Genomic DNA, 26,097 nt, shown 5'->3' on the forward strand with positions numbered 1-26,097 from the left:
CGCCGTCGATTGGCGTTGGCAAACTGGCCTGGGTCAATGGCCGATCCGCCAGGTTGTGCCACACTGAAGGCGGTGATATCACATAGCCACTACTTCGCGCCGAACGCCATTACAACGACAACAGGAGTGCGCAGCATGCAAGGCCAGATCATCAACAATCCGCGCCTGGAATTCCTCCGCCCGGTTCTGGAACGCTGGGTCGACTGCATCGACCGCTTCAACCAGTTCAACGGCGATGCCGAAGCGCCGTACTGGCATGGTACGCAGGCCAATATCGGCATGCTTGCCGCAGCCGCCTGGCAGGCGGAACTGGCAGCGCTGCCACAGTTTGCCAGCAAGAAACAGCGTGACGAAGGTGAACAGGAAGGGCGCTGCGACCTGTCGATCTGCAGCGCCGACGAGGTGCTCTACCTGAGCGTGAGCCAGCGCTGGCCAAGCATCGCCCAGCTGGACATGGCAGCGGCCCTGCAGCAAGCCGCCAGCCTCGCCCGCCACGTGGCCTACCCCAGCCAACTGAAAGCCGGGGCGCTGTTCGTCACGCCCTGGAAGGCAGGCCAACACGCCAGCCCGGAGCAACTGCAGGACCTGGTCGATGACCTGCAAAAGCATACGGCCTGCGCCATCGCCTGGTACTTCCCGTATGCCTATCGCAAGTTGCACAACGAACTGGGCCAGTACTACCCAGGGGTGGCCTTGCTGCTCAAGCAAGCCTGAGCCTGATGGTGCAGCCGGTGCAGGGATGCCCGGCTCGCCTCAACGGTTTTGCGCCAGGTTACCTTGCGCAATGACCCGCTTGGCCTGCAAATAAGCCTTCGACCAGTAGCTGTTGGACAGGTAATCCAGGCGTACCGTACCGCCCGTGCGAGGCGCGTGCACGAAGCGCCCCTCGCCCACGTAGATACCCGCATGGCTGACCTGCGAACCACCACCGGTGGCGAAGAACACCAGGTCACCAGACTGCAGCGAGTTGATATCCACGGTGGGCGCGCGCATGACGAGCATTTCGCGCGTCGAACGTGGCAGGCTGATGCCCGCCGCATCGCGGTACACATAACCGATCAGGCCGCTGCAGTCGAACCCGGAATCCGGTGTGTTGCCGCCCCACCGATACGGTGTACCCACCAGGCCGATCGCACGCATCAACACGTCGTCGGCGAGCGGCGAGGCTTCGGGCTGGTTGTAGGTGATCTGTGGCTGCACCACAGGGGCCGGTGCCGGGGCACGGCTGGAGCAGGCGGCCAGCAGTGCCACCAGGGAAAGGAGTGCGAAGCGCGCCATCATCGCCATGGCCAGAACTTCCTGTCTGAAACCGAACGGCCGCAGCCGAAAAGAGTTGAGAAATTAGATTAGACGCTTTCTGTAAATGCGCACGGCGGCGAGCTTTTTAAGCTACGCCGCCGTGGCAGGATATATCATTTTGATATCAATTGCGCGCGATATTGGTGGTCGGCGCCATGGCCAAGGCACGCTTGGCTTCGATGAAGGTCTTGCTCCAGTAGCGATCACCGAGGCTATCGATGCGCACACCACCGCTGCGGCGGCTGCTGGAGTGGATGAACTGGTTGTCACCCAGGTAGATGCCGGCGTGGCTGACACGGCCACGGCCATTGGTGCTGAAGAACAGCAGGTCGCCTGGCTTGAGCTTGTTGCGAGCCACCTTTGGCGCATCGACGTTGATCATTTCGCGGGTCGAGCGCGGCAGGTTCATGCCGGCCTCTTCGCGGAACAGGTAGCCGATGAAGCCGCTGCAGTCGAAACCGGAGGCTTCCGAGGTACCGCCGAAACGGTAGCGGGTGCCGATCAGCGACATGCCGCGCTCGAGGATGCTGTCGGCCAGCACCGGGAGCTGATAGGGCTTGCTGCTGGAGAAGGCCTCCAGGTCATCTTCAGTGGCCTGCTCTTCTTCGCCGAAAACGGACGAAGGCGAAGCTTTGGCATTGTTGACCGATTGCGAGGCAATCGGGGTGTGATCCTGGGGCTGGGAAGCCGGGCCGTGGGCCGCGCAGCCAAACAACAGGGTCACGAGTGCGAGTGGCACGAGGGGTGCGAAGCGCTTGAGCATGGGCACGACCGTGTCTGTAATCCTTTAGAAGGGTGAAACTATGCCCTCTATCATGGCCATTTGCAAATTTTATCGAAAAAGATGTGACTTTTTCGTTTTGCGCCTCGGAGCCCAGTGTTTACGGGCGTTACCAGCCGAGGGTTTCCTTCAGGAAAGGGATCGTCAGCTTGCGCTGGGCCTGCAGGGAGGCCTGGTCGAGACGTTCGAGCAGGTCGAACAGCGCGCTCATGCTGCGCGTACCGCGCGTGAGAATGAAATGGCCGACCTCGTCGGTCAGGTGCAAACCACGGCGCGAGGCGCGCAATTGCAGGGCACGCAGTTTGTCTTCATCGGACAGGCCACGCATCTGGAAGACCAGCGCGAGGGTCAGGCGAGACTTGAGGTCTGGCAGCTTGATCGGCAGTTCACGGGGCGAAGCCGAGGCCGCCAGCAGCAGGCGGCGGCCGCTGTCACGCAGGCGGTTGAACAGGTGGAACATCGCTTCTTCCCAGTCCGCCTTGCCGGCGATCACATGCAGGTCGTCGATGCACACCAGTTCGTACTGGGCCAGGTAATCGAGCAGTTCAACGCCGCGATCGAGCAATTGCGCCAGTGGCAGGTATACCGCCGGTTCGCCGCGTTGCTGGAAGCGATGGGTGGCTGCCTGCAACAGGTGGCTGCGCCCGACGCCCTGCTTGCCCCACAGGTAGATGAGGCTTTCGGTCCAGCCGGCGTCGGCTTCGCACAGCCGCTCGACATAGCCTAACGCCGCAGCATTGGCGCCCGGATAGTAGTTGATGAAGGTGGCGTCATCGCGCAGGCGCACACCCAGGGGCAACTGGATCGGTGGTTTCATGCTCGCGGGCGGTCGGCAGGACCGCGGGGGGCCTTTGGTGAACAATCTGCAAAGTCTATACCCGCATTGCAGAGCGCACAATCGTGCAGGCGGATTGCACAAGCAAAATCAACGAGTTGCGCCACTTCGGGGCGACGCAACCAAGGCTGGCGGTCATAGATCCGGGTCGACATCGCCGGCGTACATGTCAGATTCCTTGTACAAGTCGTGCACATGGCGGAGCAGGACCATGATCACCGCCGCCACTGGCAACGCCAGCAACACGCCGGTGAAACCGAACAGTTCGCCACCGGCAAGGATGGCGAAGATCACCGCCACCGGGTGCAGGCCGATACGGTCACCGACCAGCAGTGGCGTGAGTACCATGCCTTCGAGGGCTTGCCCGACCATGAACACGGCGACGATGCCAAGCATCGGATACAGGTCACCGCCAAACTGGAACACACCGGCCACCAACGCTGCGCCGATGCCAATGATGAAGCCCATGTAAGGCACGATGGCCGCCAGCCCCGCGAGCATGCCGATCAGCAGGCCCAGTTCCAGCCCGACCAGCATCAGGCCGGCCGAGTAGATGACGCCAAGCGCGAGCATCACCATCAACTGCCCACGAACGAAGGCACCCAGTACCTCATGGCATTCACCGGCCAGGCTGACCACCTGCGGCTCGCGTTGACGCGGCAGCAGGCCGCGCAGTTTGGCCATCATCAGGTCCCAGTCGCGCAAAAGGTAGAAGCCCACCACCGGGATCAGCACCATGTTGGCCAACCAGGCGATCAGCGCCAGGCTCGACGCGGTGGCATGGGACAGCAGCATACCGACGATATCGGTGGTCTGGCCCATGTGCGCGCCGATGGCGGCCTTGATCTTGTCGAACTTCCAGAAACCGTCGGCCAGGCCCAGGCGACCCTGCACCCAGGGCAGCGCCACATGTTCGAGCCAATCGAGCATCTGCGGCGCCAGCTCGTACAGGCGCAGCAGCTGTTTGGCCAGCAGCGGCACCAGCACTAGCAGCAAGGCCATCAGCAGCAAGGTGAAGAGGCCGAACACCACCACCACCCCCCAGGTACGCGACAGGCCCACGCGCTCCAGGCGGTCGACCAGAGGATCGGCCAGGTAGGCCAGCAAGATGCCAACCAGGAACGGTGTGAGAATGTTGTGCAGGCTATATAGAAGCACGGCGATCAGTAGCGCAGCACCCCAACCGATCCAGCGACGCACGTCAGTCATCGATAGCGCCCCTTACCAACGGAATCGCAGGCCGTCGAACGGCTTGGCGGGGATGGCTGCGGGCGTGCCTGGCTGGTCAGGCGCCGCGCCCGGAGTCGGCGCCGGTGTGGCCGGGGTCGGCGGTGCCTGCTCGGGTGGCACCTCCTGCAACCTGGCCAGGCCCAGCTGGGCACGCAGCTGCTCACGGTTACCGCTGACCGAATAGGTCAAGGTACCGCCTTCGGCCAGCTCAAGGCGCGGGCCATATGGCTCGAGGACACGGCTCAGCTCGGCATAGCGTTGCAGATTCATGCCTTGCACCTGCAGCTGCAACTGGCTGCTGGCGCCGGGCTTGACCACATAGCGCGGCGCCAGGTGGCTGCTCACCGCCAGCATGACAGCGTCCGCCAGGGCCGCCTGGTCAGCGCCCTCGACATTGCCCTGCTCACGCTGGTCGCCCAGCCACAGCTGCCATTTACCTTGCCATTTGCCATCGGCCTCGTGGGCATGCACCGCCAACATGGCATCGGCGCCGTAGCGCTCGGAGGCTTGTCGCAGCGGGGCCGGATCAGTGCCTTCGAGCTGCTGGGCATTGGCCACCAGCTGCTCTTGCAGATCGGCCAGCGGCAGCCGCAGCGGCAGGCCGCGGTGCTGGGCTGCCCGGCGCAGCGGCTGGGCACTGGCCTGGCCGTCGCCGACCAGGTTGCTGCCTTCGGCACTGTCGTTGAGCCACCAGCCGAGGATGGAGGGCCGGTTACTGCCCCACAGCGCCAGCCCGGCCTTGCGCAAGGCCCGTTCGGTGCTGCCGGGGTCGAACTCGACCAACACCGATTCTGGCGGCCCGGCCTCGGTACCGACCTGGTTGATGATCTGTTGCGGATCCTTGCGCAACGCGGCCAGCGCCGGGCTCTGCACCGCCTTGGCGTCGCCGGTCAGGCGCAGCACCAAGGTATCGAAGGCCTTGCCAGTGGCGGCGCTGCGCGCTTCGGCGCCCTGCCCTTCGAGCGGCTCGCGCACCTGATAGAGCCCGGAGACAGTTTCAGCCTGCGCAGTGATGCAGGCCAGTGCAAGGCACCCTGCTGCCAGATAATTGAATAGTCGCATGGGGTATTCCTGTCCGATTGCGCTTGAAGCTTGTGGCTTGCAGCTTATACAGAAGGTGGCTCATCAACCACCCGCAGACCTTTTTCAGCAATTTACCGCCCTGCCCGTCGGCCTGAGGATGGCCGCTGCCCGGCAACCCTGATAAAATCGCGCGCCTTCACAGACCACAGACGTTTCAGGCAGCCGCCGCTTCCCAGCCGGCCTTGGCCGTCATGGTCGTTTCTACGAATCCCTCCCTCTTAAAGGCCTGGATCAATGAGCAAGCAACCCTCCCTGAGCTACAAGGACGCCGGTGTAGACATCGACGCCGGCGAAGCACTGGTCGAACGCATCAAGGGCGTGGCAAAACGCACCGCACGCCCTGAAGTCATGGGTGGCCTGGGCGGCTTCGGCGCCCTCTGCGAGATCCCGGCCGGCTACAAGCAGCCGGTGCTGGTCTCCGGCACCGACGGCGTCGGCACCAAGCTGCGCCTGGCACTGAACCTGAACAAGCACGACAGCATCGGCCAGGACCTGGTCGCCATGTGCGTCAACGACCTGGTGGTCTGCGGCGCCGAGCCGCTGTTCTTCCTCGACTACTATGCCACCGGCAAGCTGAACGTCGACGTGGCCGCCACCGTGGTCACCGGCATCGGCGCCGGCTGTGAACTGGCTGGCTGCTCGCTGGTCGGCGGCGAAACCGCCGAAATGCCGGGCATGTACGAAGGCGAAGACTACGACCTGGCAGGCTTCTGTGTCGGCGTGGTGGAAAAGGCCGAGATCATCGACGGTTCCAAGGTTGCCACCGGCGACGCGCTGATCGCCCTGCCGTCCTCCGGCCCACACTCCAACGGCTATTCGTTGATCCGCAAGATCCTCGAAGTGTCCGGCACCGACATCGAAAACACCCAGCTCGACGGCAAGCCGCTGACCGACCTGCTGATGGCGCCGACCCGCATCTACGTCAAACCACTGCTGCAGCTGATCAAGAACACCGGCGCAGTCAAGGCCATGGCCCACATCACCGGTGGCGGCCTGCTCGACAACATCCCGCGTGTACTGCCGAAGAACGCCCAGGCCGTGGTTGACGTGGCCAGCTGGCAGCGCCCGGCAGTGTTCGACTTCCTGCAGGAAAAAGGCAACGTCGACGAGCACGAAATGCACCGCGTCCTGAACTGCGGCGTCGGCATGGTCATCTGCGTGGCCCAGGATCAGGTCGACGCAGCCCTGAACGAACTGCGGGCCGCCGGTGAACAGCCTTGGGTCATCGGCCATATCGCCGAGGCCACCGAAGGCGCCGCTCAGGTCGAACTGCAGAACCTCAAGGCACACTGATGCCGAGCAAGCCCTGCAATGTAGTGGTACTGCTGTCGGGTTCCGGCAGCAACCTGCAAGCCTTGATCGACAGCTGCCGCACGCAGGACAGCCAGGTACGCATCGCCGCGGTGGTCTCCAACCGTGCCGATGCCTATGGTTTGCAGCGGGCCCAGGCAGTCGGTATCGACACCGTGGTGCTCGACCACACCCAGTTCGACGGCCGTGAAGCCTTCGATGCCGCGCTGATGGCGCACATCGACGGTTTCACCCCGGACCTGGTGGTGCTGGCTGGCTTCATGCGCATCCTCAGTGGCGGCTTCGTGCGCCACTACCACGGTCGCCTGCTCAACATCCACCCGTCGCTGCTGCCCCGCTACAAGGGCCTGCATACTCACCGTCGGGCACTGGAAGCAGGCGACGCCGAACATGGCTGCAGCGTACACTTCGTCACCGAGGAACTCGATGGCGGGCCTCTGGTCGTACAGGCTGTAGTACCGGTTCTGCCTGATGACACGGTGGAAAGCCTGGCCCAAAGGGTTCACCATCAGGAACACCAGATCTACCCGCTGGCGGTGCACTGGTTTGCCCAAGGGCGCTTGCGCCTGGGTGAACAGGGTGCCTTACTGGATGACCAACCGCTGCCGGCCAGTGGTCACTTGATCCGACCCTAGGAGAATTTATGCGTCGCGCCCTGCTATTGGCTCTCGCCGTGCTCGCCCTGCCCCTCCAGGCAGCTGACCTGAAGCCGTTCTCGGCAAGCTACACCGCCGACTGGAAGCAACTGCCCATGAGCGGCACCGCCGAGCGCAGCCTGGTCAAGAACAAGGACGGCAGCTGGGACCTTGATTTCAAGGCCTCCATGATGATCGCCAGCCTGACCGAGCAAAGTACCCTGCGCCTGGACAACGACACCCTGCTGCCGCAAAAGTACCACTTCGAGCGCGGCGGCCTGGGCAAGGCCAAGACCGTCGACCTGACCTTCGACTGGAACGCCAAGAAAATCACCGGTACCGACCGCAAGGACGCCATCAACCTGCCGCTCAACCGCGGCGTGCTGGACAAGTCGTCCTATCAACTGGCCCTGCAGCACGATGTGGCTGCCGGCAAGAAGAGCATGACCTATCAGGTGGTCGATGGCGACGAGATCGACGCTTATGACTTCCGCGTACTCGGCACCGAGAAGGTCACCACCAAGACTGGCCAGGTCGAGGCGGTAAAAGTCGAGCGCGTGCGCGACCCCAGCCAGAGCAAGCGCATCACCGAGCTGTGGTTCGCCAAGGATTGGGATTACCTGCTGGTACAACTGCGCCAGGTCGAGACCGATGGCAAGGAGTACGTGATCGTGCTGCAGGATGGCACGGTCGATGGCAAGACGGTGAAGGGTAACTGATCCGCCACAGCCCGCAGCATCCGGAGCCCCGCCTTGTGCGGGGCTTCTTTTTGCCTGGCTTTCATGAAACTTGTTTCATGCCCGTTTTATTTACTTAGCCTGCTAACAAACTCTATAAAGGGGTTGTGCGACACAGTGTCGCAGCCAACTCAAGCAGTGGAGTTTACCGATGACAGTCCAAGTAACCGAACGCGACGAATCGAAAATGTCCCACGAAGGCCTGGCCGCTGGCGTGCGGATCTGGGATGTGCACCAGCAAGGCCAGCTGGTAGGCATGTTCCACCAGGAACATGAAGCTCACCAGTATCGGGCCGAGCTCGAAGCCCTGGAAAACCAGCGCACCACGCAATGACCCGGTCTTCCAATAAAAAACCCCGCCGCGGCGGGGTTTTTCGCATCACCACATCAGATCATCCGGGATCTTGTAGGCCGCGTACGGATCGTCTTCGTCCGCCTCCTCGACATGGGTATTGAGCAGCAGGATGCGGCTCGCGTCGCGCTCCTGAATCTTCACCGCCGCCTCGCGCGGGATCACTTCATAGCCACCGGCATGCGACACGATGGCCAGGGCACCGTTACTCAGGCGGGTGCGCATCAGGGCGTTGACGGCAATGCGCTTGACCTTCTTGTCGTCGACGAAGTTGTAGTAGTCCTCGGTGGTCAGCTTGGGCAGGCGGGTGGCTTCGATCAATTGCTTGATCTGCGCCACACGGGCCTTCTGCTCGGCCTTTTCCTGTTGCTGGCGATTGAGTTCCTGGTCACGCCTGGCCTTCTCGGCCATGGCTTCCTTGGCCATACGCTGCTGGCTGTCGTCGACTTCGACCTGGCCCTTGTGCTCCATGCGCTTCTGTTTCTTTTCGGCTTTGTTGGTCTGTGAGACCTGTTTCTGGTTGACCAGACCGGCTTTGAGCAATTGGTCGCGAAGGGAAAGGCTCATGAATGTTCACTCACTTATGCAACAGCTCAGCCGCAGCTGGGCAGGTTCTTTTCCTGACGTTTGGCTTCACCCCAGAGGGCATCCAGCTCGTCAAGGTTACAATGTTCAATCGGCCGACCGCTGTCGCGCAATGCCTGTTCGATAAAGCGGAAACGCCGCTCGAACTTGCGGTTGGCGCGGCGCAGGGCGTTTTCCGGGTCTTGCTTGAGGTGCCGGGCCAGGTTCACGGCGGCAAACAGCAGGTCGCCGACCTCATCCTCGAGGGCATCGGCGTCGTTGTCGGCCATGGCCTGCAACACTTCGTCGAGCTCCTCGCGCACCTTGTCCAGCACCGGCAATGCCGCTGGCCAGTCGAAACCGACAGTGGCAGCGCGTTTCTGCAGTTTGGCCGCCCGCGACAGCGCCGGCAATGCCGTTGGTACGTCATCGAGCAGCGACAGTTGTTCAGGGGTGATTTTCTCGGCGCGTTCCTCGGCCTTGATCTCTTCCCAGCGTGACTTGACCTGGGCCTCGTCAAGGCTGGGGGTGTCGAGCGGTGCGTACAGTTCGCCGGTCGGGAAGACGTGCGGGTGACGACGGATCAGCTTGCGGGTGATGCTATCGACCACGCCATCGAACTCGAAACGCCCCTCCTCCCGGGCCAGCTGGCTGTAGTACACCACTTGGAACAACAGGTCGCCGAGCTCGCCCTGCAGGTGTTCGAAATCGCCGCGCTCGATCGTGTCGGCGACTTCGTAGGCCTCTTCGATGGTGTGCTGCACGATGCTCGCATAGTTCTGCTTCAGGTCCCATGGGCAGCCGTACTGCGGGTCGCGCAGGCGGGCCATGAGGTGCAGCAGGTCTTCGAGGGTGTAGGTCATTCAAGCAGGTCCTTCAGTGACAACTTCTTCGCGGGCAAGCCCGCTCCCACAGGGTATTGTGCAATTTCCAAGATGTGCACTCTACCTGTGGGAGCGGGCGTGCCCGCGAAGCAGGCGCCGCAGTCTCAAGGGGTACGATTACGCCGCGTCTCGATGATGTTCGGCAACTGCGAAATCCTGCCCAGGAGGCGCCCAAGCGCATCCAGGCCCGGAATCTCGATGGTCAGCGACATCAGCGCGGTGTTGTCTTCCTTGTTCGAGCGGGTGTTGACCGCCAGCACGTTGATCTTCTCGTTCAGCAGTACCTGCGACACGTCGCGCAACAAGCCTGGGCGGTCATAGGCGCGGATGACGATGTCGACCGGATAGGTCTGCACCGGGATCGGCCCCCAGCTTACCTGGATCATCCGCTCCGGCTCGCGCCCGGCCAGTTGCAGCGCCGAGGCGCAGTCCTGGCGGTGGATGCTGACGCCGCGGCCCTGGGTGATATAACCGACGATGGCGTCGCCCGGCAGCGGCTGGCAGCAGCCGGCCATCTGCGTGAGCAAGTTGCCGACGCCCTGGATCTGGATATCGCCACGCTTGCCGGTACGCGGCCCGGTGGGCTTGCGCGGCACCAGCTCGATCTGCTCGATGCGCTCGGGCTCGAGCAATTGCTGGGCGGCGTTGACCAGGTGCGCCAGGCGCAGGTCGCCGGCCCCCAGCGAGGCGAACATGTCTTCGGCGGTCTTGACGTTGGTCTTCTCGGCCAGGCGCTCGAAGTCCACCTGCGGCAGGCCCAGGCGGCTGAGCTCGCGTTCGAGCAAGGTCTTGCCGGCAGCGACGTTCTGGTCACGCGCCTGCAGCTTGAACCAGTGGACGATCTTGGCCCGCGCCCGCGAGGTGGTGACGTAGCCCAGGTTGGAGTTCAGCCAGTCGCGGCTCGGGTTGCCGTGCTTGCTGGTGATGATCTCCACCTGCTCGCCGGTCTGCAGGCTGTAGTTGAGCGGCACGATGCGCCCGTTGATCTTGGCGCCACGGCAGTTGTGGCCGATCTCGGTGTGCACCCGGTAGGCGAAGTCCAGCGGGGTGGCCCCCTTCGGCAGGTCGATGGCGTGGCCATCCGGGGTGAACACGTAGACCCGGTCAGGCTCGATATCGACCCGCAGCTGCTCGGCCAGGCCACCGATATCGCCCAGCTCTTCATGCCATTCGAGCACCTGGCGCAGCCAGGAAATCTTCTCTTCGTAGTGGTTGGAGCTCGGCTTGACGTCGGTGCCCTTGTAGCGCCAGTGGGCGCAGACGCCGAGTTCGGCTTCTTCGTGCATGCCGTGGGTACGGATCTGCACTTCCAGCACCTTGCCCTCGGGGCCGATCACCGCAGTGTGCAGCGAGCGATAGCCGTTTTCCTTGGGGTTGGCGATGTAGTCGTCGAATTCCTTGGGAATATGCCGCCACAGGGTGTGCACGATGCCCAACGCGGTGTAGCAATCGCGGACCTCCGGCACCAGCACGCGGACCGCACGCACGTCGTAGATCTGGCTGAACTCGAGGCCCTTGCGCTGCATCTTGCGCCAGATCGAATAGATGTGTTTTGCCCGGCCGCTGATGTCAGCCTTGACACCGGTCGCCAACAGCTCGTTCTGCAGCTGGTTCATCACATCGCTGATGAAGCGCTCCCGGTCCAGCCGGCGCTCGTGCAACAGCTTGGCGATCTGCTTGTACTGGTCGGGCTCCAGGTAGCGGAAGGACAGGTCTTCCAGCTCCCATTTGATGTGGCCGATGCCCAGGCGGTGGGCCAGTGGCGCATAGATGTCGAACACCTCGCGCGCCACGCGCAGGCGTTTTTCGTCATCGGCGGACTTCACCGCACGGATCGCGCAGGTACGCTCGGCCAGCTTGATCAGCGCCACGCGCACGTCGTCGACCATGGCCACGAGCATCTTGCGCAGGTTCTCGACCTGCGCCTGCGACCCCAGCACCAGCGACTGGCGCGGGCTGAGGCTGGCACTGATGGCGGCCATGCGCAGCACGCCGTCGATCAGCTTGGACACCACCGGGCCAAAGCGCTGGCCGACTTCGGCCAAGGTCACCTTGCCTTCACGAACCGAGCGATAGATCACCGCCGCGACCAACGAATCCTGATCGAGTTTGAGGTCGGCAAGGATTTCAGCGATTTCCAGGCCAGCCTGATAACTGGACGTACCATCGGCCCACGAATGCTTGGCCGGGTTGCCCTTCTTTTCGATTTCCTGGGCGAACTCGCAGGCTTCTTTAAGCGCCACGCGATCCAGAGCCGAATCGACGCTAACCACATGATCCAGCCATGCTTCGAGATTGATACTGCCGTCTGTGTTGACCGGCTGGTGCACTCTCACCTGTACCATCTTTGTTTTACCTTTCCATACAGCGCACCACACGGGTGCACTGGCTATCACCGTGCAGCTTCGCTTCCGTGGAAGCCGCACCAAGGGGCCAGCTCGCTAGCCCGCTTCGAATAACGCCATGGCTTCGACATGCGCCGTCTGAGGAAACATGTCGATAATCCCGGCCCTTTTTAACCGGTACCCCTGGCCGACCAGCACCTGGGCGTCTCTCGCCAGCGTGGCCGGGTTGCACGATACATACACCAAGCGCTTGGCCTTGAGGCGGGCGATGTCTTGCACCACCTCGTATGCACCGTCGCGCGGTGGATCCAAGAGTACCGCAGAAAAGCCCTCGGCGGCCCATTCGGCGCCTGCCAAAGGCTGCGATAAATCGGCCTGAAAAAACGCGGCGTTATGCACATCGTTGTTCCGGGCATTGGCCGCGGCCCGATCGACCATGGCCTGTACACCTTCAACTGCCACCACTTCACGTGCCTGGCGCGCCAGCGGCAGGGCAAAGTTGCCGAGGCCGCAGAACAGGTCCAGCACACGCTCGTCAGCCTGCGGAGCGAGCCAGGCCATGGCCTGCTCGATCATCGCCGTGTTGACCTGGGCGTTGACCTGGACAAAATCGCCCGGGCGCCAGGCCAGTTCCAGCTGCCAGGGCTCCAGGGCAAAGCCCAGTTTCGCCTCGGCATCCACCGCTGCCGGCTCGCCTTCACCCTGCAGCCACAGCTGCGCCTTGGCCTCATCACAGAATGCCTGCAGGCGCGCCAGGTCGTCCGCAGGCAACGGCGCCACGTGACGCACCAGCACGGCCTCGGCGGTACCGCTGAACAGTTCCACATGGCCGATCGCCTGCGGCTTGCCCAGCGAGCGCAATACGGTCGGCAAGTGGCGAAGAATAGATTGCAAAGGCTGTACCAGCACGGCGCAGTCATCGATGGACACAATTTCCTGGCTGGCCTCGGCGCGGAAACCGACATCCAGGTGCTTGGCCTTCACGTCCCAGCGCACGGCTACTCGCGCGCGGCGGCGGTAGCCGAATTCCGGCCCGCTCAGGGGCGCGGCCCATTCTTCGGGCTGCACGCCGGCCACCCGTTGCAGTTGTTCGGCCAAGGTGCGCTGCTTGAGCGCCAGCTGTGCATCGTGGGGCAGATGTTGCAGGTTGCAACCGCCGCAACGCTGGTAGTGGCGGCAGGGCGCCTGGCGGCGTTCAGGGCTGGCTTGCAGCACACGCTCCAGACGCGCCTCGACGACCTTGCCGCGGGCGTTGAGCACCCGCGCTTCGACCGCTTCACCGGCCAGTGCGCCGCTGACGAACCAGGTACGCCCTTCCAGGAAGGCGATGCCGCGGCCGTCACCGGCCAGGCGCTCGATAGCCAGGCGCTGCTTCTTGCCCACGGGGACCTGGGGCGTGCGGTTGCCGCCGGCTGGCTGGAAGCGCAGGCCGCTGTTGCTTTTTTTCTTGGACATTTAGCTCGGGTCGAACAGGCCGGTGGACAGGTAACGGTCGCCGCGGTCACAGATGATCGCGACCATCACGGCGTTTTCCACTTCGCGGGACAGGCGCAGCATGGCTGCCACCGCACCACCGGAAGACACGCCGCAGAAAATGCCCTCTTCGCGCGCGAGGCGGCGAGTGGTGTCCTCGGCCTCCTGCTGGGACATATCCATCACGCGGTCGACGCGGGTGGCATCGAATATCTTCGGCAGGTACTCCTCGGGCCAGCGGCGGATACCCGGAATGGCCGAGCCTTCCATCGGCTGCAAGCCGACGATCTGCACGTTGGGGTTCTGTTCCTTGAGGTACTGAGAGCATCCCATGATGGTACCGGTGGTACCCATGGAGCTGACGAAATGGGTGATGCTGCCCTGGGTCTGCTGCCAGATCTCCGGGCCGGTGCTGGTGTAATGGGCGATCGGGTTGTCGCCGTTGGCAAACTGGTCGAGGACCAGGCCGCGGCCTTCGGCCTGCAACTTCTCGGCGAGGTCGCGGGCGCCTTCCATGCCCTCTTCCTTGGTCACCAGGATCAGCTCGGCGCCGTAAGCGGTCATGGCGGCCTTGCGTTCGGCGGTGGAATTGTCGGGCATGATCAGGATCATCTTGTAACCCTTGATCGCCGCCGCCATCGCCAGGGCGATGCCGGTATTGCCGGAGGTGGCTTCGATCAGGGTGTCGCCTGGCTTGATCTGGCCGCGCAGTTCGGCGCGGGTGATCATCGACAGTGCCGGGCGGTCCTTCACCGAGCCGGCGGGATTGTTACCTTCGAGCTTGAGCAGGAGGGTATTGCTGGTTTCGCCAGCGATACGCTGCAGGCGAACCAGGGGCGTATTGCCGACGCAATCGGCGATGGTTGGGTACTGCAAGGTCATGGTGTATTTCACAATCCGGACGGCAGGGGTGCCTATCATACCGGCAAACCTTTCCCGGCCATATCACGCAATCTGTGGACGCTATAGCTACCAGCTATAACGGCGCCACCGAAGAGGCCGGCACATGAAACGGCAGCCGCATGCACAGCCGGAGCCCTGACGTGCCATTTTCGGCCCACAAGGTCCCACCCTGGCGCTGAATGGCACTGCGGGCAATGCTCAACCCCAGGCCGAAACCGCCGTCCCCAGGCCGCGAACCATCGAGCCGGGAAAACGGCGCAAAGATGCGCTCCAGATCCTCATCGGCGACACCGCCGCCTTCATCTTCCAGCCACAGACGCCAGTAGCCACCTTCGCGCTGCCCGCCCAACCGTACCAAGCCGTTTTCCGGCGAATGGCGGATGGCATTGCGCAGCATGTTCTCCAAGGCCTGGGCCAAGTGGTTGAGGTTACCCTGCACCCAGCAATTGCCCGGCAGTTCACAGCGCAAGCGCCCGGGCGACCAGCCGCTTTCGTAGCTGGCGTCCTCGGCCAGCAGCTCCCAGAGCGCCTGAACCTGGATCGGCTTAAGGTTCATCGGCGCACGTTCGGCATCCTGCCAGGCCAGTTGCAGCGTGTTCTCGACCAACTGCTGCATGCAGTCGACTTCACGGCCCAGGCGCTCACGCAGGCGCGCGAAGTCAGTCTCGCCATCGCAGGCGACGCGCAGGCGGCTCAGCGGGGTGCGCATTTCGTGGGAAAGGTCGCGCAGCAGTTGCTGCTGCATCGCCACGGTACCTTGCAGGCGCTCGGCCATCTGATCAAAGGCTCGGGCCAGTTCACCCAGTTCGTCGTGGCGGGCCGTGGTGCGTGAATCCAGCCGTGCCGAAAGCTGGTCGGCACGCCAGGCATTGGCCTGCTCGCGCAACTGGTTGAGCGGGACGATCAGCATGCGGTACAAGCCGACACACAGCAGCAAGGTGAACAGGCCAGGGATGATGCCGTTGGTGACGACCTGCCAGAACACGCGGTACTGGCCGGGGTTGAAACGTTGCGGCAGCTCGATCACCAGCATGCCCTGCTGCGGCGCACCGGGGAACGGAATGCGCAACCAGGGTTGGTCGACGCTGCGCCGGCTCATGGGCCAGTCGACCCCACGCAGGCGGGTCAGCCGCTGCATGATCTCAGGGCCAGGAATGGCGCTGTCCAGGGGACGCAGGTTCAGGTCGAGCACACCGATCCAGCCATGCTCACGCTGGTGCATCGCCGCCACCCAGCGGTCCAGCCCTTCGCGTCCCCCGGTGCGCCAGGCCCTTTCGGCGTCGCTGGCATAGTCGCGCAGCACCTGGCGGGCCGGCGGGTCGAGAAAGGCGTTGCGGGTTTCCATATGACGGCCCCAGGTGTAGCTGAGGCCGATCATCAACAGGCAGAAACCCACCAGCAGGGTGGCCAGCTTCCAGAACAGTGAATGGCGATCAAGCATGACTTAGTCCGCTTCGCCGGCACTGAGCACGTAGCCCTTGCCCCACACCGTGCGGATCTGCCAGGCGTGGTAATCGATACCCTTGAGTTTGCGGCGGATCTGGCTGATATGCATGTCGAGGCTACGGTCGTGCCGCGAGTAGCCGCGCTGGAGCACCTGCTGGTAAAGGAAGGGCTTGCTCAGTACTTCATCGACATTGCGATGAAGGATATCGAGCAGGCGGTATTCGCTCGGCGTCATGCCGGCGTGCTGGCCATTCAGGCTGACATCACACCGGCTTTCGTCGAAGTACAACTCGCTTGCGGCCACCGCCTGCTGCGGCTGATGACGCCGCTCAAGAGCGACCCGGCGCAGGATCGCCTCGATCCGCACCTGCAGTTCGGCGATGCTGAAGGGCTTGGGCAAGTAGTCGTCGGCGCCGCGCTGGAAACCGCTGATGCGGTCGGCCTCGGCGCCCAGTGCCGACATCAGGATCACCGGCGTGGCGCTGCGCTGGCGCAGCCGGGCAAGGGCATCCAGGCCATTGAGGCCGGGCAGCAGGATGTCCAGCAGGACCACGTCGAACGCTTGGCGCCCGGCTGCTTCCAGGCCATCCAGGCCATTGCGGCACCAGGTGACCTGGAAGCCGCCACGCTGCAGTTCTTCGTGCAGGTACGCCCCCAGCACAGGATCGTCCTCGATCGCCAGGATGCGCGAGGCGCAATTAGTTACAGGATTCATTGGCAACTGCCATACATTCTCAATTGCGCGATTATTGTGCATGCTCTCCTTTCAGGCAACTGCCTGCGACCAGTGCCTTGGCCCGCCACGAAATGACATTCAAAGAGTGCAATAGCGCAGCCAGCGGAGTAACTTTCCGCTTTGTGCCGCCGCAGCGACGACGGCATCCAGGCACATCACAGGAGGCGAGTGTGCTCGATCGTTTGGGAATCAGAAGCCGGGTGCTGCTGCTGGCATTGCTGCCTGCCAGCCTGATGGCACTGGTGCTGGGCAGCTATTTCACCTGGCTGCAGCAAGACCAGTTGCGCACCCAGTTGCTGCAGCGCGGCAAGATGCTCGCCGAGCAACTGGCCCCGCTGGCCGCACCGGCCCTGGCACGCCAGGCGCCTGCCCAGCTGGAGCGCATTGCCGCGCAGACCCTGGAGCAGGCCGACGTACGTGCCGTGGCCTTCCTCGCCCCCGACCGCAGCCGCCTGGCCCATGCCGGCCCGAGCATGATCAACCAGGCGCCCAGCGGCGGTACCGGCACGCAGTTGCTGCAGCGTACCGGCAACGACGCCACCCGTTACCTGATGCCGGTGTTCGGCCACCACCGCGATCTGGCCACCGATGCCGTACCGGCCGAAGCCGAGCGCCTGCTCGGCTGGGTCGAGATCGAGCTGTCCCACGACGGCACGCTGCTGCGTGGCTACCGCAACCTGTTCACCAGTGTGCTGCTGATCCTCGCCTGCCTGGCCCTCAGTGGCCTGCTGGCGATGCGCATGAGCCGTACCATCAATGACCCGATCGCACGCATCAAGCAGACGGTCAACCTGCTCAAGGACGGCCACCTCGACGAACGCCTGCCGGCCATGGGCAGCCATGAGCTGGACGAACTGGCCCGCGGCATCAACCGCATGGCCGAGACCTTGCACGGCGCCCACGAAGAGCTGCAGCACAGCATCGACCAGGCGACCGAGGACGTACGCCAGAACCTGGAAACCATCGAGATCCAGAACATCGAGCTGGACATGGCGCGCAAGGAGGCCCTGGAGGCCAGCCGCATCAAATCGGAATTCCTGGCCAACATGAGCCACGAAATCCGCACCCCGCTCAATGGCATCCTGGGCTTCACCCACCTGCTGCAGAAGAGCGAGATGACCCCGCGGCAGCTGGACTACCTGAACACCATCGAAAAGTCCGCCGACAACCTGCTGGGGATCATCAACGAGATCCTCGACTTCTCCAAGATCGAAGCGGGCAAGCTGGTGCTCGACAGCATCCCGTTCAACCTGCGCGACCTGGTCCAGGACACCTTGACGATCCTCGCCCCTGCCGCCCACGCCAAGCAGCTCGAACTGCTCAGCCTGATCTACCGCGATACGCCGATTTCGCTGATCGGCGACCCCTTGCGGCTGAAACAGATCCTCACCAACCTGGTGAGCAACGCGATCAAGTTCACCCGCGAAGGCACCATCGTCGTCCGGGCGATGCTCGACGACGAACACGAAGACAGCGCCCAGCTGCGCATCAGCGTGCAGGACACTGGCATCGGCCTGTCACCACAGGACGTGCGCACGCTGTTCCAGGCCTTCAGCCAGGCGGACAATTCACTGGCTCGTCAACCCGGCGGTACCGGCCTGGGGCTGGTGATTTCCAAGCGCCTGATCGAGCAGATGGGCGGCGAAATCGGTGTCGACAGCACGCCGGGCGAGGGTTCGCAGTTCTGGATCAGCCTGAGCCTGCCCAAGGCACACGACGACATCGAGGAGCAGCCGCTGCAACCGCTGCTGGGACGCAGAGTGGCCATCGTCGACGGCCATGAGCTGGCGCGCCAGGCCCTGGAGCACCAGCTCGAGGATTGCGGCCTGAGCGTCAGCCTGTTCGCGTCCTACGACCAGCTGCTGCAAGGCGTGAAGGCCGGCTTCCAGGCCGGCATGCCCTTCGAGTTCGCGGTGCTCGGTGCCAACCTCGGTACGCTTTCACCGGAACAGCTCGGCCAGTACAACCAGCAACTGGAGCGCCTGCACTGCCAGTGCGTGGTGCTGTGCCCGACCACCGAGCAGGCGCTGTATCACCCCTTCCTGCCCAACGGCCATGGCCAACTGCTGTCCAAGCCGACCTGCACGCGCAAGTTACGCCGCCTGTTGCTGGAATTGGTACAACCGCGACGGCTGCAGGCCGAACCGGGGTTGCCCGGCAGCGGCCAGCGCCGGGCGAAGATTCTGTGCGTCGACGACAATGCCGCCAATCTGTTGCTGGTACAGACGCTGCTCGAGGACCTGGGCGCCGAAGTGCTGGCGGTAGACAACGGCCTTGCCGCCGTGCAGGCGGTCCAGGCTGAGCCTTTCGACCTGGTGCTGATGGACGTGCAGATGCCCGGCATGGACGGCCGCGCCTGCACCGAGCAGATCCGTCTGTGGGAAAAGACCCAGAGCGGCAACCCGCTGCCGATCGTCGCCCTGACCGCGCATGCCATGGCCAACGAGAAACGCGCTCTGTTGCACAGCGGCATGGACGATTACCTGACCAAGCCGATCAGCGAGCGGCAGTTGGCCCAGGTAGTGCTGAAGTGGACCGGGCTGAGCCTCGGTGCGTCGCCACTGGAGCATGCCAGCGAGCCACTGGGTGACGGCCATGAGCTACCTGTGCTGGACCCGGACGAAGGCTTGCGCCTGGCTGCCGGCAAGCCAGACCTGGCAGCCGACATGCTGGCCATGCTGCTGGCGTCGCTGGAAACCGACCGCCAGGCGATTCGCTCCGCTCGCGAGGCAGCTGACAGCACGACGCTGATCGAGCAGGTGCACCGGCTCAATGGTGCCTCGCGTTACTGCGGTGTGCCGCAGTTGCGGGCGGCGTGTCAGCGCAGCGAGACACTGCTCAAGCAGGACAGCCCGCAGGCCCAGCAGGCGCTGGATGAGCTGGACGCGGCGATCAATCGGTTGGTGGCGCAGGCGCGCCTTAGTGCCTGACTGGATAGAGTCGGCGCTCGGTCTCCCAGGCGCCACAAAACCCAAGACATACACTGCAAAGGACCCATACCATGCGCGTTCTGTTGTTCAGCAGCCAGCACTACGACCAGGAAAGCTTCACCCAGGCCGTCCGTGACAGCGCCCTGGACCTGCACTTCCAGCCCACCCGCCTGACCCTCGACACCGCCCCGCTGGCCCAGGGCTACGAGGTCGTCTGCGCCTTCATCAACGACGAGCTCGACGCCCAGGTGCTGCAGCGCCTGGCCGCGGGTGGTACGCGGCTGATCGCCCTGCGCTCGGCCGGCTACAACCACGTCGACCTGGCCGCGGCGCAGCGCCTTGGCCTGGCCGTGGTGCGCGTGCCGGCCTATTCGCCACATGCCGTGGCCGAGCATGCCGTGGCCTTGATCCTGGCGCTCAACCGCCGCCTTCACCGGGCCTACAACCGCACCCGCGAAGGTGACTTCACCCTGCACGGGCTGACCGGCTTCGACCTGCATGGCAAGACCGTCGGTGTTGTCGGCACTGGCCAGATCGGCAGCGCCTTTGCCCGCATCATGGCCGGTTTCGGATGCCAGTTACTGGCGTATGACCCCTACCCCAACCCGGAACTGCTGGCCCTTGGCGCGCGCTACATGGCATTGCCCGACCTGCTGCGCGAGGCGCAGGTCATCAGCCTGCACTGCCCGCTGACCGAGCACACCCGGCACCTGATCAATGCGCAAAGCCTGGGCCAGCTGCAGCCGGGCGCCATGCTGATCAACACCGGGCGTGGCGCGCTGGTCGACACACCGGCACTGATCGACGCCCTGAAAAGCGGCCAGCTCGGCTACCTGGGCCTGGACGTCTACGAAGAGGAAGCCCAGCTGTTCTTCGAGGACCGCTCCGACCTGCCGCTGCAGGATGATGTGCTGGCACGGCTGCTGACCTTCCCCAACGTGATCATCACCGCGCACCAGGCATTCCTGACCCGCGAGGCCCTGGACGCGATCGCCGCCACCACCCTGGACAACATCATCCGCTGGGCGGCGGGTAATCCGCAGAATCTGGTCAGCGGTTGATGCTAGGATACGCGGCATTTCTGGAGGACCCATGGTCGAGCACGATTTCCGCTATACCCTTTTCAACCCGCAACACACCCTGATCGAGTGCCGCGCCCTGGTTCCGGGCCGCTATCAGGTGACCGGCAACGGTGGCTCGATGCACAAAGGCGACGTCCTGATCGTGACCCTCAAGGGCAGCAAGGACCTGGCCATGCGCCTTACCGTCGAGAGCGTGCGCCACCTGATCAACCCACGTGGCCAATGGGTCGCCGTGGCCAGCGGCCCGGTGTTCAACGAGCTGGAAATCCTCACCTGGAAGGTCGAGTGCGACAGCTGCGACGCGGTGCTGGACTTCGAGTTCGCCGTCGACGCCAAACTCGGCAAGGCGGCCCGTCAGCCGGCTGCCAGCGCCCGTGTTGCCGAGCTGGGCTGGGCCAGCCGTGGCGACAAGCACCTGTGCCCGCGTTGCCAGGAGAGCGCCGAGTGAAGAATCTGCTGACCGGCGTGCTGATTGCCACCGGCCTGCTCGGCTGTGCTGCCGAACCTTCGAAGCTGCAGCAGGAGCGCAGCTACGTGCTGGAGTGGATCGGCGAACGTCCGCTGATCGACTACAGCCACCTGACCCTGACCCTGGCCAGCGATGGCCGCGCCTACGGCAATGCCGGCTGCAACCACTGGTTTGCGCCGTACACGCTGGACGGTGAGCACCTGAGCTTCGGCAAGGTCGGCAAGACCCGCAAACTGTGTGCCCCGGCGTTGATGGAGCAGGAAAAGCGCTTCCTGCAGGCGCTGGAGACGGTACAGCGCTGGGATGTGTCGCCTATCGAGCAGTTGCGCTTCTGGCCTGAAGAAGGCAAACCACTGCGCTTCTGGCCCGAGGAAGGCTGAAGATTGCCGCGGCTGCTTTGCAGCCCTTTCGCGACACAAGGCCGCTCCTACAAGTAACGCGACCGCCTGTGGCAGCGGCCTTGTGTCGCGATAGGGCCGCAAAGCGGCCCCAGGGCATCAGGCGCCTTTCAGGGCCTTGATCTTGGCCTGCAGCCCTTCCAGGGTCTGCTCGCCCATCAGTTGTTCACGCACCTTGCCCTTGTCATCGATGATGTAGGTCACCGGCAGCGCCTCGCTGCGTGGCAGGTCATAACGCTCGGCCGGGTCCTGGGCCAGCACGGTGAAGCCGATGCCCAAGGCCTCGGCTGCCTGCTTCAGCTCAGGCCCTTGCAGGCCATCGAAATTCACCCCGACCACCTTGATGCCATCGGCAGCCCACTGCTTGGCCGCCTGGTTCAGTTCAGGTACCTCGGTTCGGCACGGGCCACACCATTCGGCCCAGTAATTGAGCACTACCCAGTGCCCGTCGATCTGTTCCGCCTTTACCGTCTTGCCATCTTGGTCCACGCCATAATCGGCACCGCAACCACCGAGCAAAAGGCTCGCGGTGATGGCCAGTACTGCTGCCAGACGCCTTGCCATGGGTCAATCCTTCTCGAAGTTTCAAGCAAATAGGTCAGTCGCTGCGGTTAGAATAGCTGCCACACCCAGCTGGATGCGACCCGACATGACTGACTTGACGCTCTATCATAACCCGCGCTGCTCGAAATCCCGCGGCGCGCTGGAACTGCTTGAACAACGCGGCCTGGCACCGACCATCGTGCGCTACCTGGAAACCCCGCCCGATGCCGCCACCCTCAAGGCCCTGCTCGGCAAGCTGGGCATCGCCCCACGTCAGTTGCTGCGCAGCGGTGAAGACGAATACAAATCCCTCGACCTGGCAAACCCGGCACTGAGCGACGCGCAGCTGATCGACGCCATGGTCAACCACCCCAAGCTGATCGAACGCCCGATCCTGGTCGCCGGTGACAAGGCCATGATCGGCCGACCGCCGGAGAAAGTCCTGGAGATCCTGCCGTGAGTGCGCCGTACATCCTGGTGCTGTATTACAGCCGCCACGGCTCGACCAGTGAGATGGCCCGGCACATCGCCCGCGGCATCGAGCTGGCCGGCATGGAAGCACGCCTGCGCACGGTGCCGGCGATTTCCACCGAATGCGAAGCGGTAGCCCCGGACATCCCTGCCAGCGGCGCGCTGTACGCCACCCTCGACGACCTGCGCCACTGCGCTGGCCTGGTGCTGGGCAGCCCGACCCGCTTCGGCAACATGGCCGCACCGCTGAAGTACTTCCTCGATGGCACCAGCAGCCTGTGGCTGGGTGGCGAGCTGGTCGGCAAGCCGGCCGGCGTGTTCACCTCCACCGCCAGTTTGCACGGCGGCCAGGAAACCACCTTGCTGTCGATGATGCTGCCACTGATGCACCACGGCATGCTGGTGATGGGCCTGCCGTACAGCGAGTCGGCGCTGCTGGAGACCCGCGGTGGCGGCACGCCTTATGGGGCCAGCCACCACGCCGGCGCCGATGGCAAACGTGAACTGGACCCACACGAGATCGCCTTGTGCCGTGCCCTTGGCCAACGCCTGGCGACCACGGCCAAGGCCCTGGAGGCCGCGCGTGGCTAGAAAGCCCAAGGTGTTGCCGCCGCTCGAGTGGCTGGCGCCGCGCCTGCGCCTGACGCGGGCGTTGAGCCTCGCGTCGTTCTTCGGCCTGATGGCGCTGCTGGTGGTGAACAACTTGTGGTTCGCCAACCTGCATGGGGCGCGGGTCGAAGTGATCCTGGCAATCGAACTGGTGCCGCTGTTACTGCTGCTGCCGGGCATGCTGATGGGCAGTGCCCGGGCGCATGCCTGGACCTGCTTCGTGGTGAATATCTACTTCATCAAGGGCGTGCTGGCAGCGTTCGACCCGGCGCGGGCGGTGTTTGGCTGGGTGGAAGTGCTGGCGAGCCTGGGGTTGTTCATTGCCGGGCTGCTGTATGTGCGCTGGAAGTTTCAGTTCGAGCGGCGCATGGCGGGCGAAGGGCGTTAGCTTCTTCGCGGGCACGCCCGCTCCCACAGGGACCGCGCTGACCTTGTGGGAGCGGGCGTGCCCGCGAAGAAGGCTACACAAAACTCAATGGTTGACGGTATGCGCCAGCATCACTGACAGCTGGCACAGCGGTCGCCCGCTCTCTGCGTGCCATTGATTGAACGCCTGCTGCACCAGGGCCAGATCGCGCTGACTGGTCGGCTGCTTGTCGATAACTTTCTGCGCGATCAGCGCCGCCGACATGTCGTCGGTGGGGATAAAGGTGTCCTTGCCGACCATGCGCAGGAAGCGCGGCGCCGACAACCCGCCCAACTGGTTACCGTGCCTGGCCAGGTACTTCCACAGCCCGATGATGTCGGTCTCTGGCCATTCGGCGATGAACGCGCCGAAGCTGCCCTTCTCCTTTGCCACATCGAGGATCATCTGCGCATTGCGCGGCACGCTCTTGAGCTTGCCCAGGTGGCGGATGATGCGTTCGTCGTGCATCAAGCGCTCCAGGTGTTCGGCCCCCATCAGCACGACCTTCTCCGGGTCGAAGCCGAAGAACACCTGTTCGAACGCGGGCCACTTGGCATCTACCAGGCTGTGCTTGAGCCCCGCGCGAAACACACGCAGGGCCAGAGTCGACAGGTAGCGGTCGTCAGCGATGTCGCGCAACTGCGCAGGCGTGCGCGGCTGCGGCAGGTAGGCCTCCAGCGCCTGGGCCGAGCCGAAGCGGTTCAGGCAGTACTCGTGCAGCCACTGGTAATCGCGCATGGCTTCAGATGTTCACCACGTCGAGGAAACGCGGGGTGGCGTTCTCGTCGATCTTCAGGCTGGTGAAGTCGAACAGGTTACGGTCGGCCAGCTGCGACGGCGCCACGTTCTGCAGGGCGCGGAAGATGCTCTCGGTCCGGCCCGGGTGCTTGCGCTCCCACTCCACCAGCATGTCCTTGACCACCTGACGCTGCAGGTTCTCTTGCGAGCCGCAGAGGTTGCACGGGATGATCGGGAATTGCTTCATGTCGGAGTAGGCCTGGATGTCCTTCTCGCTGCAGTAGGCCAGCGGGCGGATCACCACGTTGCGGCCGTCGTCGGCACGCAGCTTCGGCGGCATGCCCTTGAGCGCGCCGTTGAAGAACATATTGAGGAAGAAGGTTTCGACGATGTCGTCGCGGTGGTGCCCCAAGGCCATCTTGGTCGCCCCGATCTCATCGGCGAAGGTATACAGCGTGCCACGGCGCAGGCGCGAGCACAGCGAGCAGGTGGTCTTGCCCTCGGGGACCAGTTCCTTGACCACCGAGTAGGTGTCCTTCTCGACGATGTGGTACTCGACGCCCAACTCCTTGAGGTACGCCGGCAGCACATGCTCGGGGAAGCCTGGCTGCTTCTGGTCCATGTTCACCGCGACGATCTCGAACTTGATCGGTGCCACCTTCTGCAGGTGCAACAGAACGTCGAGCATGGTGTAGCTGTCCTTGCCGCCAGACAGGCAGACCATGACCTTGTCGCCATCTTCGATCATGTTGTAGTCGGTGATGGCTTCGCCGGCGAGGCGACGCAGGCGTTTTTGCAGTTTGTTCTGGTTGACCGAGAGGGTGCCCATAGCGCTTGGATCCGCGAGGTGTGACAAAAGCCGGCTATTTTACGCACAAACCACGCGCACCTGTAGGGATTCCGATAAAGACTTCAAGGTAATCAACAGCGGCCTCGACAGCGCAATTTGCTCTAAAAAGCAGGGTTTGTGCAGGAATTGACTTCCTATACTGCGACATAAGGCCACATTACCGTTCTGCTTCGGTGCCTTGGCCTCGGGCCGCTTGCGCTCCACGTGGGGGGCGATTGGCAACATTGAGAGGAGTGACCGGCATGATTCATCACGTTGTGGGGCTGTTTACCCATCCCGACCAGGAATGGCGGGAGATTCGTGGCGAAGAAGAAAGCATCAGCCACATGTACCTGACCCATACCCTCATCCTGGCGGCGATTCCCGCCATTTCCGCCTTTATCGGCACAACCCAGGTGGGCTGGGTGATCGGTGGCCGGCCAGCGGTGATGCTGACCATGGATAGCGCGATCTGGATGAGCATCATGTCATACGTGGCGATGCTCGCCGGGGTTGCGGTGATGGGGGCGTTCATTCACTGGATGGCCCGCACCTACGACGCCAACCCGTCCATGGCGCAATGCATCGCCTTTGCCACCTACACCGCCACTCCGCTGTTCCTCGGCGGCCTGGCGGCGCTCTATCCGCACTTGTGGTTGGGCATGCTGGTGGGGACCGCTGCCATTTGCTACACCGTGTACCTGCTGTATGTCGGCTTGCCGACGTTCATGAACATACCGTCGGATGAAGGCTTCCTGTTCTCAAGCTCAGTGCTGGCCGTGGGCCTTGTGGTGCTGGTGGCGATCATGGCCGCAACCGTGATCATCTGGGGCTTGGGCGTGGGGCCGGTATACACCAACTAGATCAGATCCAGCCAACATAGGGCATCAAGCAGAGGCCGCCGCAAAGGCGGCCTTTGCCTTTGTACCTATGGCTGCTTGCTGACCGGTGGCTCGGCAAGCGCGACTGGCATGCGGCATAATGCCCGGTCAGGAGAACCACCCCGCC

28 protein-coding genes are annotated in these 26,097 nt (G+C 63.7%); 13 read left to right on the forward strand and 15 right to left on the reverse strand.

Features of this window, described 5'->3' with window-relative positions; translation table 11 throughout:
- Positions 1–135: 135 nt before the first annotated feature.
- A complete protein-coding gene (locus ACTORR_RS07495; protein WP_054885547.1) occupies positions 136–714 on the forward strand; it encodes a hypothetical protein in 579 nt (192 codons plus the stop codon).
- Between the two features lie 39 nt (positions 715–753).
- Here the strand turns inward: ACTORR_RS07495 and ACTORR_RS07500 are convergent, their stop codons facing one another.
- The 5 genes from ACTORR_RS07500 to ACTORR_RS07520 form a co-directional block, all read right to left on the reverse strand.
- A complete protein-coding gene (locus ACTORR_RS07500; RefSeq protein WP_054885548.1) occupies positions 754–1,287 on the reverse strand; it encodes a C40 family peptidase in 534 nt (177 codons plus the stop codon).
- Positions 1,288–1,423: 136 nt separating this feature from the next.
- Positions 1,424–2,062, reverse strand: coding sequence for a C40 family peptidase (locus ACTORR_RS07505; RefSeq protein ID WP_054885549.1), 639 nt, complete (start codon positions 2,060–2,062; stop codon positions 1,424–1,426).
- A gap of 127 nt (positions 2,063–2,189) precedes the next feature.
- Positions 2,190–2,897 (reverse strand): DnaA regulatory inactivator Hda, encoded by a 708-nt coding sequence (hda, locus tag ACTORR_RS07510; protein ID WP_008092169.1) that lies wholly within the window; start codon positions 2,895–2,897, stop codon positions 2,190–2,192.
- Between the two features lie 153 nt (positions 2,898–3,050).
- Entirely contained in the window at positions 3,051–4,124 is a 1,074-nt protein-coding gene (locus tag ACTORR_RS07515; protein ID WP_054885550.1) for an AI-2E family transporter, read from the reverse strand.
- 12 nt (positions 4,125–4,136) lie between these two features.
- Complete coding sequence (locus ACTORR_RS07520; protein ID WP_262109545.1) at positions 4,137–5,207, reverse strand: DUF2066 domain-containing protein; 1,071 nt, start codon at positions 5,205–5,207, stop codon at positions 4,137–4,139.
- Between the two features lie 255 nt (positions 5,208–5,462).
- Here ACTORR_RS07520 and purM point away from each other — a divergent pair, with 255 nt between their 5' ends.
- The 4 genes from purM (at position 5,463) to ACTORR_RS07540 (ending at position 8,245) form a co-directional block, all read left to right on the forward strand.
- Positions 5,463–6,521, forward strand: coding sequence for a phosphoribosylformylglycinamidine cyclo-ligase (gene purM, locus ACTORR_RS07525; protein ID WP_054885552.1), 1,059 nt, complete (start codon positions 5,463–5,465; stop codon positions 6,519–6,521).
- Positions 6,521–7,174, forward strand: coding sequence for a phosphoribosylglycinamide formyltransferase (gene purN, locus ACTORR_RS07530; protein ID WP_186602157.1), 654 nt, complete (start codon positions 6,521–6,523; stop codon positions 7,172–7,174). Before purM ends, purN begins: the two co-directional genes overlap by 1 nt.
- Positions 7,175–7,182: 8 nt before the next feature.
- Entirely contained in the window at positions 7,183–7,893 is a 711-nt protein-coding gene (locus ACTORR_RS07535) for a DUF3108 domain-containing protein (protein ID WP_054885554.1), read from the forward strand.
- 169 nt (positions 7,894–8,062) lie between these two features.
- Positions 8,063–8,245 carry a hypothetical protein gene (locus tag ACTORR_RS07540; protein ID WP_054885555.1) on the forward strand — a complete coding sequence of 61 codons (183 nt, stop codon included), beginning with the start codon at positions 8,063–8,065 and terminating at the stop codon, positions 8,243–8,245.
- Positions 8,246–8,290: 45 nt separating this feature from the next.
- Here ACTORR_RS07540 and ACTORR_RS07545 read toward each other — a convergent pair whose 3' ends face one another.
- From ACTORR_RS07545 to ACTORR_RS07575, 7 genes are all read right to left on the reverse strand, one after another.
- Positions 8,291–8,830 (reverse strand): DUF2058 domain-containing protein, encoded by a 540-nt coding sequence (locus ACTORR_RS07545; protein WP_054885556.1) that lies wholly within the window; start codon positions 8,828–8,830, stop codon positions 8,291–8,293.
- Between the two features lie 26 nt (positions 8,831–8,856).
- Positions 8,857–9,690 carry a nucleoside triphosphate pyrophosphohydrolase gene (gene mazG, locus ACTORR_RS07550; RefSeq protein ID WP_313365912.1) on the reverse strand — a complete coding sequence of 278 codons (834 nt, stop codon included), beginning with the start codon at positions 9,688–9,690 and terminating at the stop codon, positions 8,857–8,859.
- A gap of 125 nt (positions 9,691–9,815) precedes the next feature.
- Complete coding sequence (relA, locus tag ACTORR_RS07555; RefSeq protein WP_054885558.1) at positions 9,816–12,056, reverse strand: GTP diphosphokinase; 2,241 nt, start codon at positions 12,054–12,056, stop codon at positions 9,816–9,818.
- A 96-nt stretch (positions 12,057–12,152) separates the two neighbouring features.
- Positions 12,153–13,511, reverse strand: a complete 1,359-nt coding sequence (rlmD, locus tag ACTORR_RS07560; protein ID WP_313365778.1) for a 23S rRNA (uracil(1939)-C(5))-methyltransferase RlmD — start codon at positions 13,509–13,511, stop codon at positions 12,153–12,155.
- Positions 13,512–14,411 carry a cysteine synthase CysM gene (cysM, locus tag ACTORR_RS07565; protein ID WP_054885560.1) on the reverse strand — a complete coding sequence of 300 codons (900 nt, stop codon included), beginning with the start codon at positions 14,409–14,411 and terminating at the stop codon, positions 13,512–13,514.
- Between the two features lie 94 nt (positions 14,412–14,505).
- On the reverse strand, positions 14,506–15,873 hold the full coding sequence (locus ACTORR_RS07570) for a sensor histidine kinase (RefSeq protein WP_313365777.1): 1,368 nt from the start codon (positions 15,871–15,873) through the stop codon (positions 14,506–14,508).
- A 3-nt stretch (positions 15,874–15,876) separates the two neighbouring features.
- Entirely contained in the window at positions 15,877–16,593 is a 717-nt protein-coding gene (locus tag ACTORR_RS07575; protein ID WP_441343604.1) for a response regulator transcription factor, read from the reverse strand.
- A 191-nt stretch (positions 16,594–16,784) separates the two neighbouring features.
- Between ACTORR_RS07575 and ACTORR_RS07580 the strand changes: the two genes are divergently transcribed.
- From ACTORR_RS07580 to ACTORR_RS07595, 4 genes are all read left to right on the forward strand, one after another.
- Positions 16,785–19,544, forward strand: coding sequence for a response regulator (locus ACTORR_RS07580; protein WP_313365000.1), 2,760 nt, complete (start codon positions 16,785–16,787; stop codon positions 19,542–19,544).
- Positions 19,545–19,615: 71 nt separating this feature from the next.
- Positions 19,616–20,605, forward strand: a complete 990-nt coding sequence (locus ACTORR_RS07585; protein WP_054885564.1) for a 2-hydroxyacid dehydrogenase — start codon at positions 19,616–19,618, stop codon at positions 20,603–20,605.
- A gap of 31 nt (positions 20,606–20,636) precedes the next feature.
- Positions 20,637–21,074 (forward strand): hypothetical protein, encoded by a 438-nt coding sequence (locus tag ACTORR_RS07590; protein ID WP_054885565.1) that lies wholly within the window; start codon positions 20,637–20,639, stop codon positions 21,072–21,074.
- The gene (locus ACTORR_RS07595) at positions 21,071–21,475 is read left to right on the forward strand and encodes an META domain-containing protein (protein ID WP_054885566.1); all 405 of its coding nucleotides are present in this window, start codon (positions 21,071–21,073) and stop codon (positions 21,473–21,475) included. Before ACTORR_RS07590 ends, ACTORR_RS07595 begins: the two co-directional genes overlap by 4 nt.
- A 117-nt stretch (positions 21,476–21,592) precedes the next feature.
- Here the strand turns inward: ACTORR_RS07595 and ACTORR_RS07600 are convergent, their stop codons facing one another.
- A complete protein-coding gene (locus ACTORR_RS07600; protein ID WP_054885567.1) occupies positions 21,593–22,057 on the reverse strand; it encodes a TlpA disulfide reductase family protein in 465 nt (154 codons plus the stop codon).
- An 85-nt stretch (positions 22,058–22,142) separates the two neighbouring features.
- On the opposite strand from ACTORR_RS07600, the gene arsC reads away from it, so the two are divergent.
- From arsC to ACTORR_RS07615, 3 genes are read left to right on the forward strand one after another with little or no spacing between them, the layout of a single operon-like run.
- The gene (gene arsC / locus ACTORR_RS07605) at positions 22,143–22,496 is read left to right on the forward strand and encodes an arsenate reductase (glutaredoxin) (protein WP_262109538.1); all 354 of its coding nucleotides are present in this window, start codon (positions 22,143–22,145) and stop codon (positions 22,494–22,496) included.
- A complete protein-coding gene (gene wrbA / locus ACTORR_RS07610) occupies positions 22,493–23,098 on the forward strand; it encodes an NAD(P)H:quinone oxidoreductase (RefSeq protein ID WP_054885569.1) in 606 nt (201 codons plus the stop codon). The genes arsC and wrbA overlap by 4 nt, the downstream gene beginning before the upstream one ends.
- On the forward strand, positions 23,091–23,504 hold the full coding sequence (locus tag ACTORR_RS07615) for a DUF2069 domain-containing protein (RefSeq protein ID WP_313364999.1): 414 nt from the start codon (positions 23,091–23,093) through the stop codon (positions 23,502–23,504). The genes wrbA and ACTORR_RS07615 overlap by 8 nt, the downstream gene beginning before the upstream one ends.
- An 84-nt stretch (positions 23,505–23,588) precedes the next feature.
- Here ACTORR_RS07615 and ACTORR_RS07620 read toward each other — a convergent pair whose 3' ends face one another.
- On the reverse strand, positions 23,589–24,260 hold the full coding sequence (locus ACTORR_RS07620; RefSeq protein ID WP_054885571.1) for a DNA-3-methyladenine glycosylase I: 672 nt from the start codon (positions 24,258–24,260) through the stop codon (positions 23,589–23,591).
- Positions 24,261–24,264: 4 nt separating this feature from the next.
- Positions 24,265–25,089, reverse strand: a complete 825-nt coding sequence (gene ttcA / locus ACTORR_RS07625; RefSeq protein ID WP_054885572.1) for a tRNA 2-thiocytidine(32) synthetase TtcA — start codon at positions 25,087–25,089, stop codon at positions 24,265–24,267.
- Positions 25,090–25,352: 263 nt separating this feature from the next.
- On the opposite strand from ttcA, the gene ACTORR_RS07630 reads away from it, so the two are divergent.
- On the forward strand, positions 25,353–25,952 hold the full coding sequence (locus ACTORR_RS07630; protein ID WP_054885573.1) for a Yip1 family protein: 600 nt from the start codon (positions 25,353–25,355) through the stop codon (positions 25,950–25,952).
- Positions 25,953–26,097 lie beyond the last annotated feature (145 nt).

The sequence above is a fragment of the Pseudomonas sp. SAR267 genome, assembly GCF_052077595.1.
Taxonomy (GTDB): Bacteria; Pseudomonadota; Gammaproteobacteria; order Pseudomonadales; family Pseudomonadaceae; genus Aquipseudomonas; species Aquipseudomonas vlassakiae.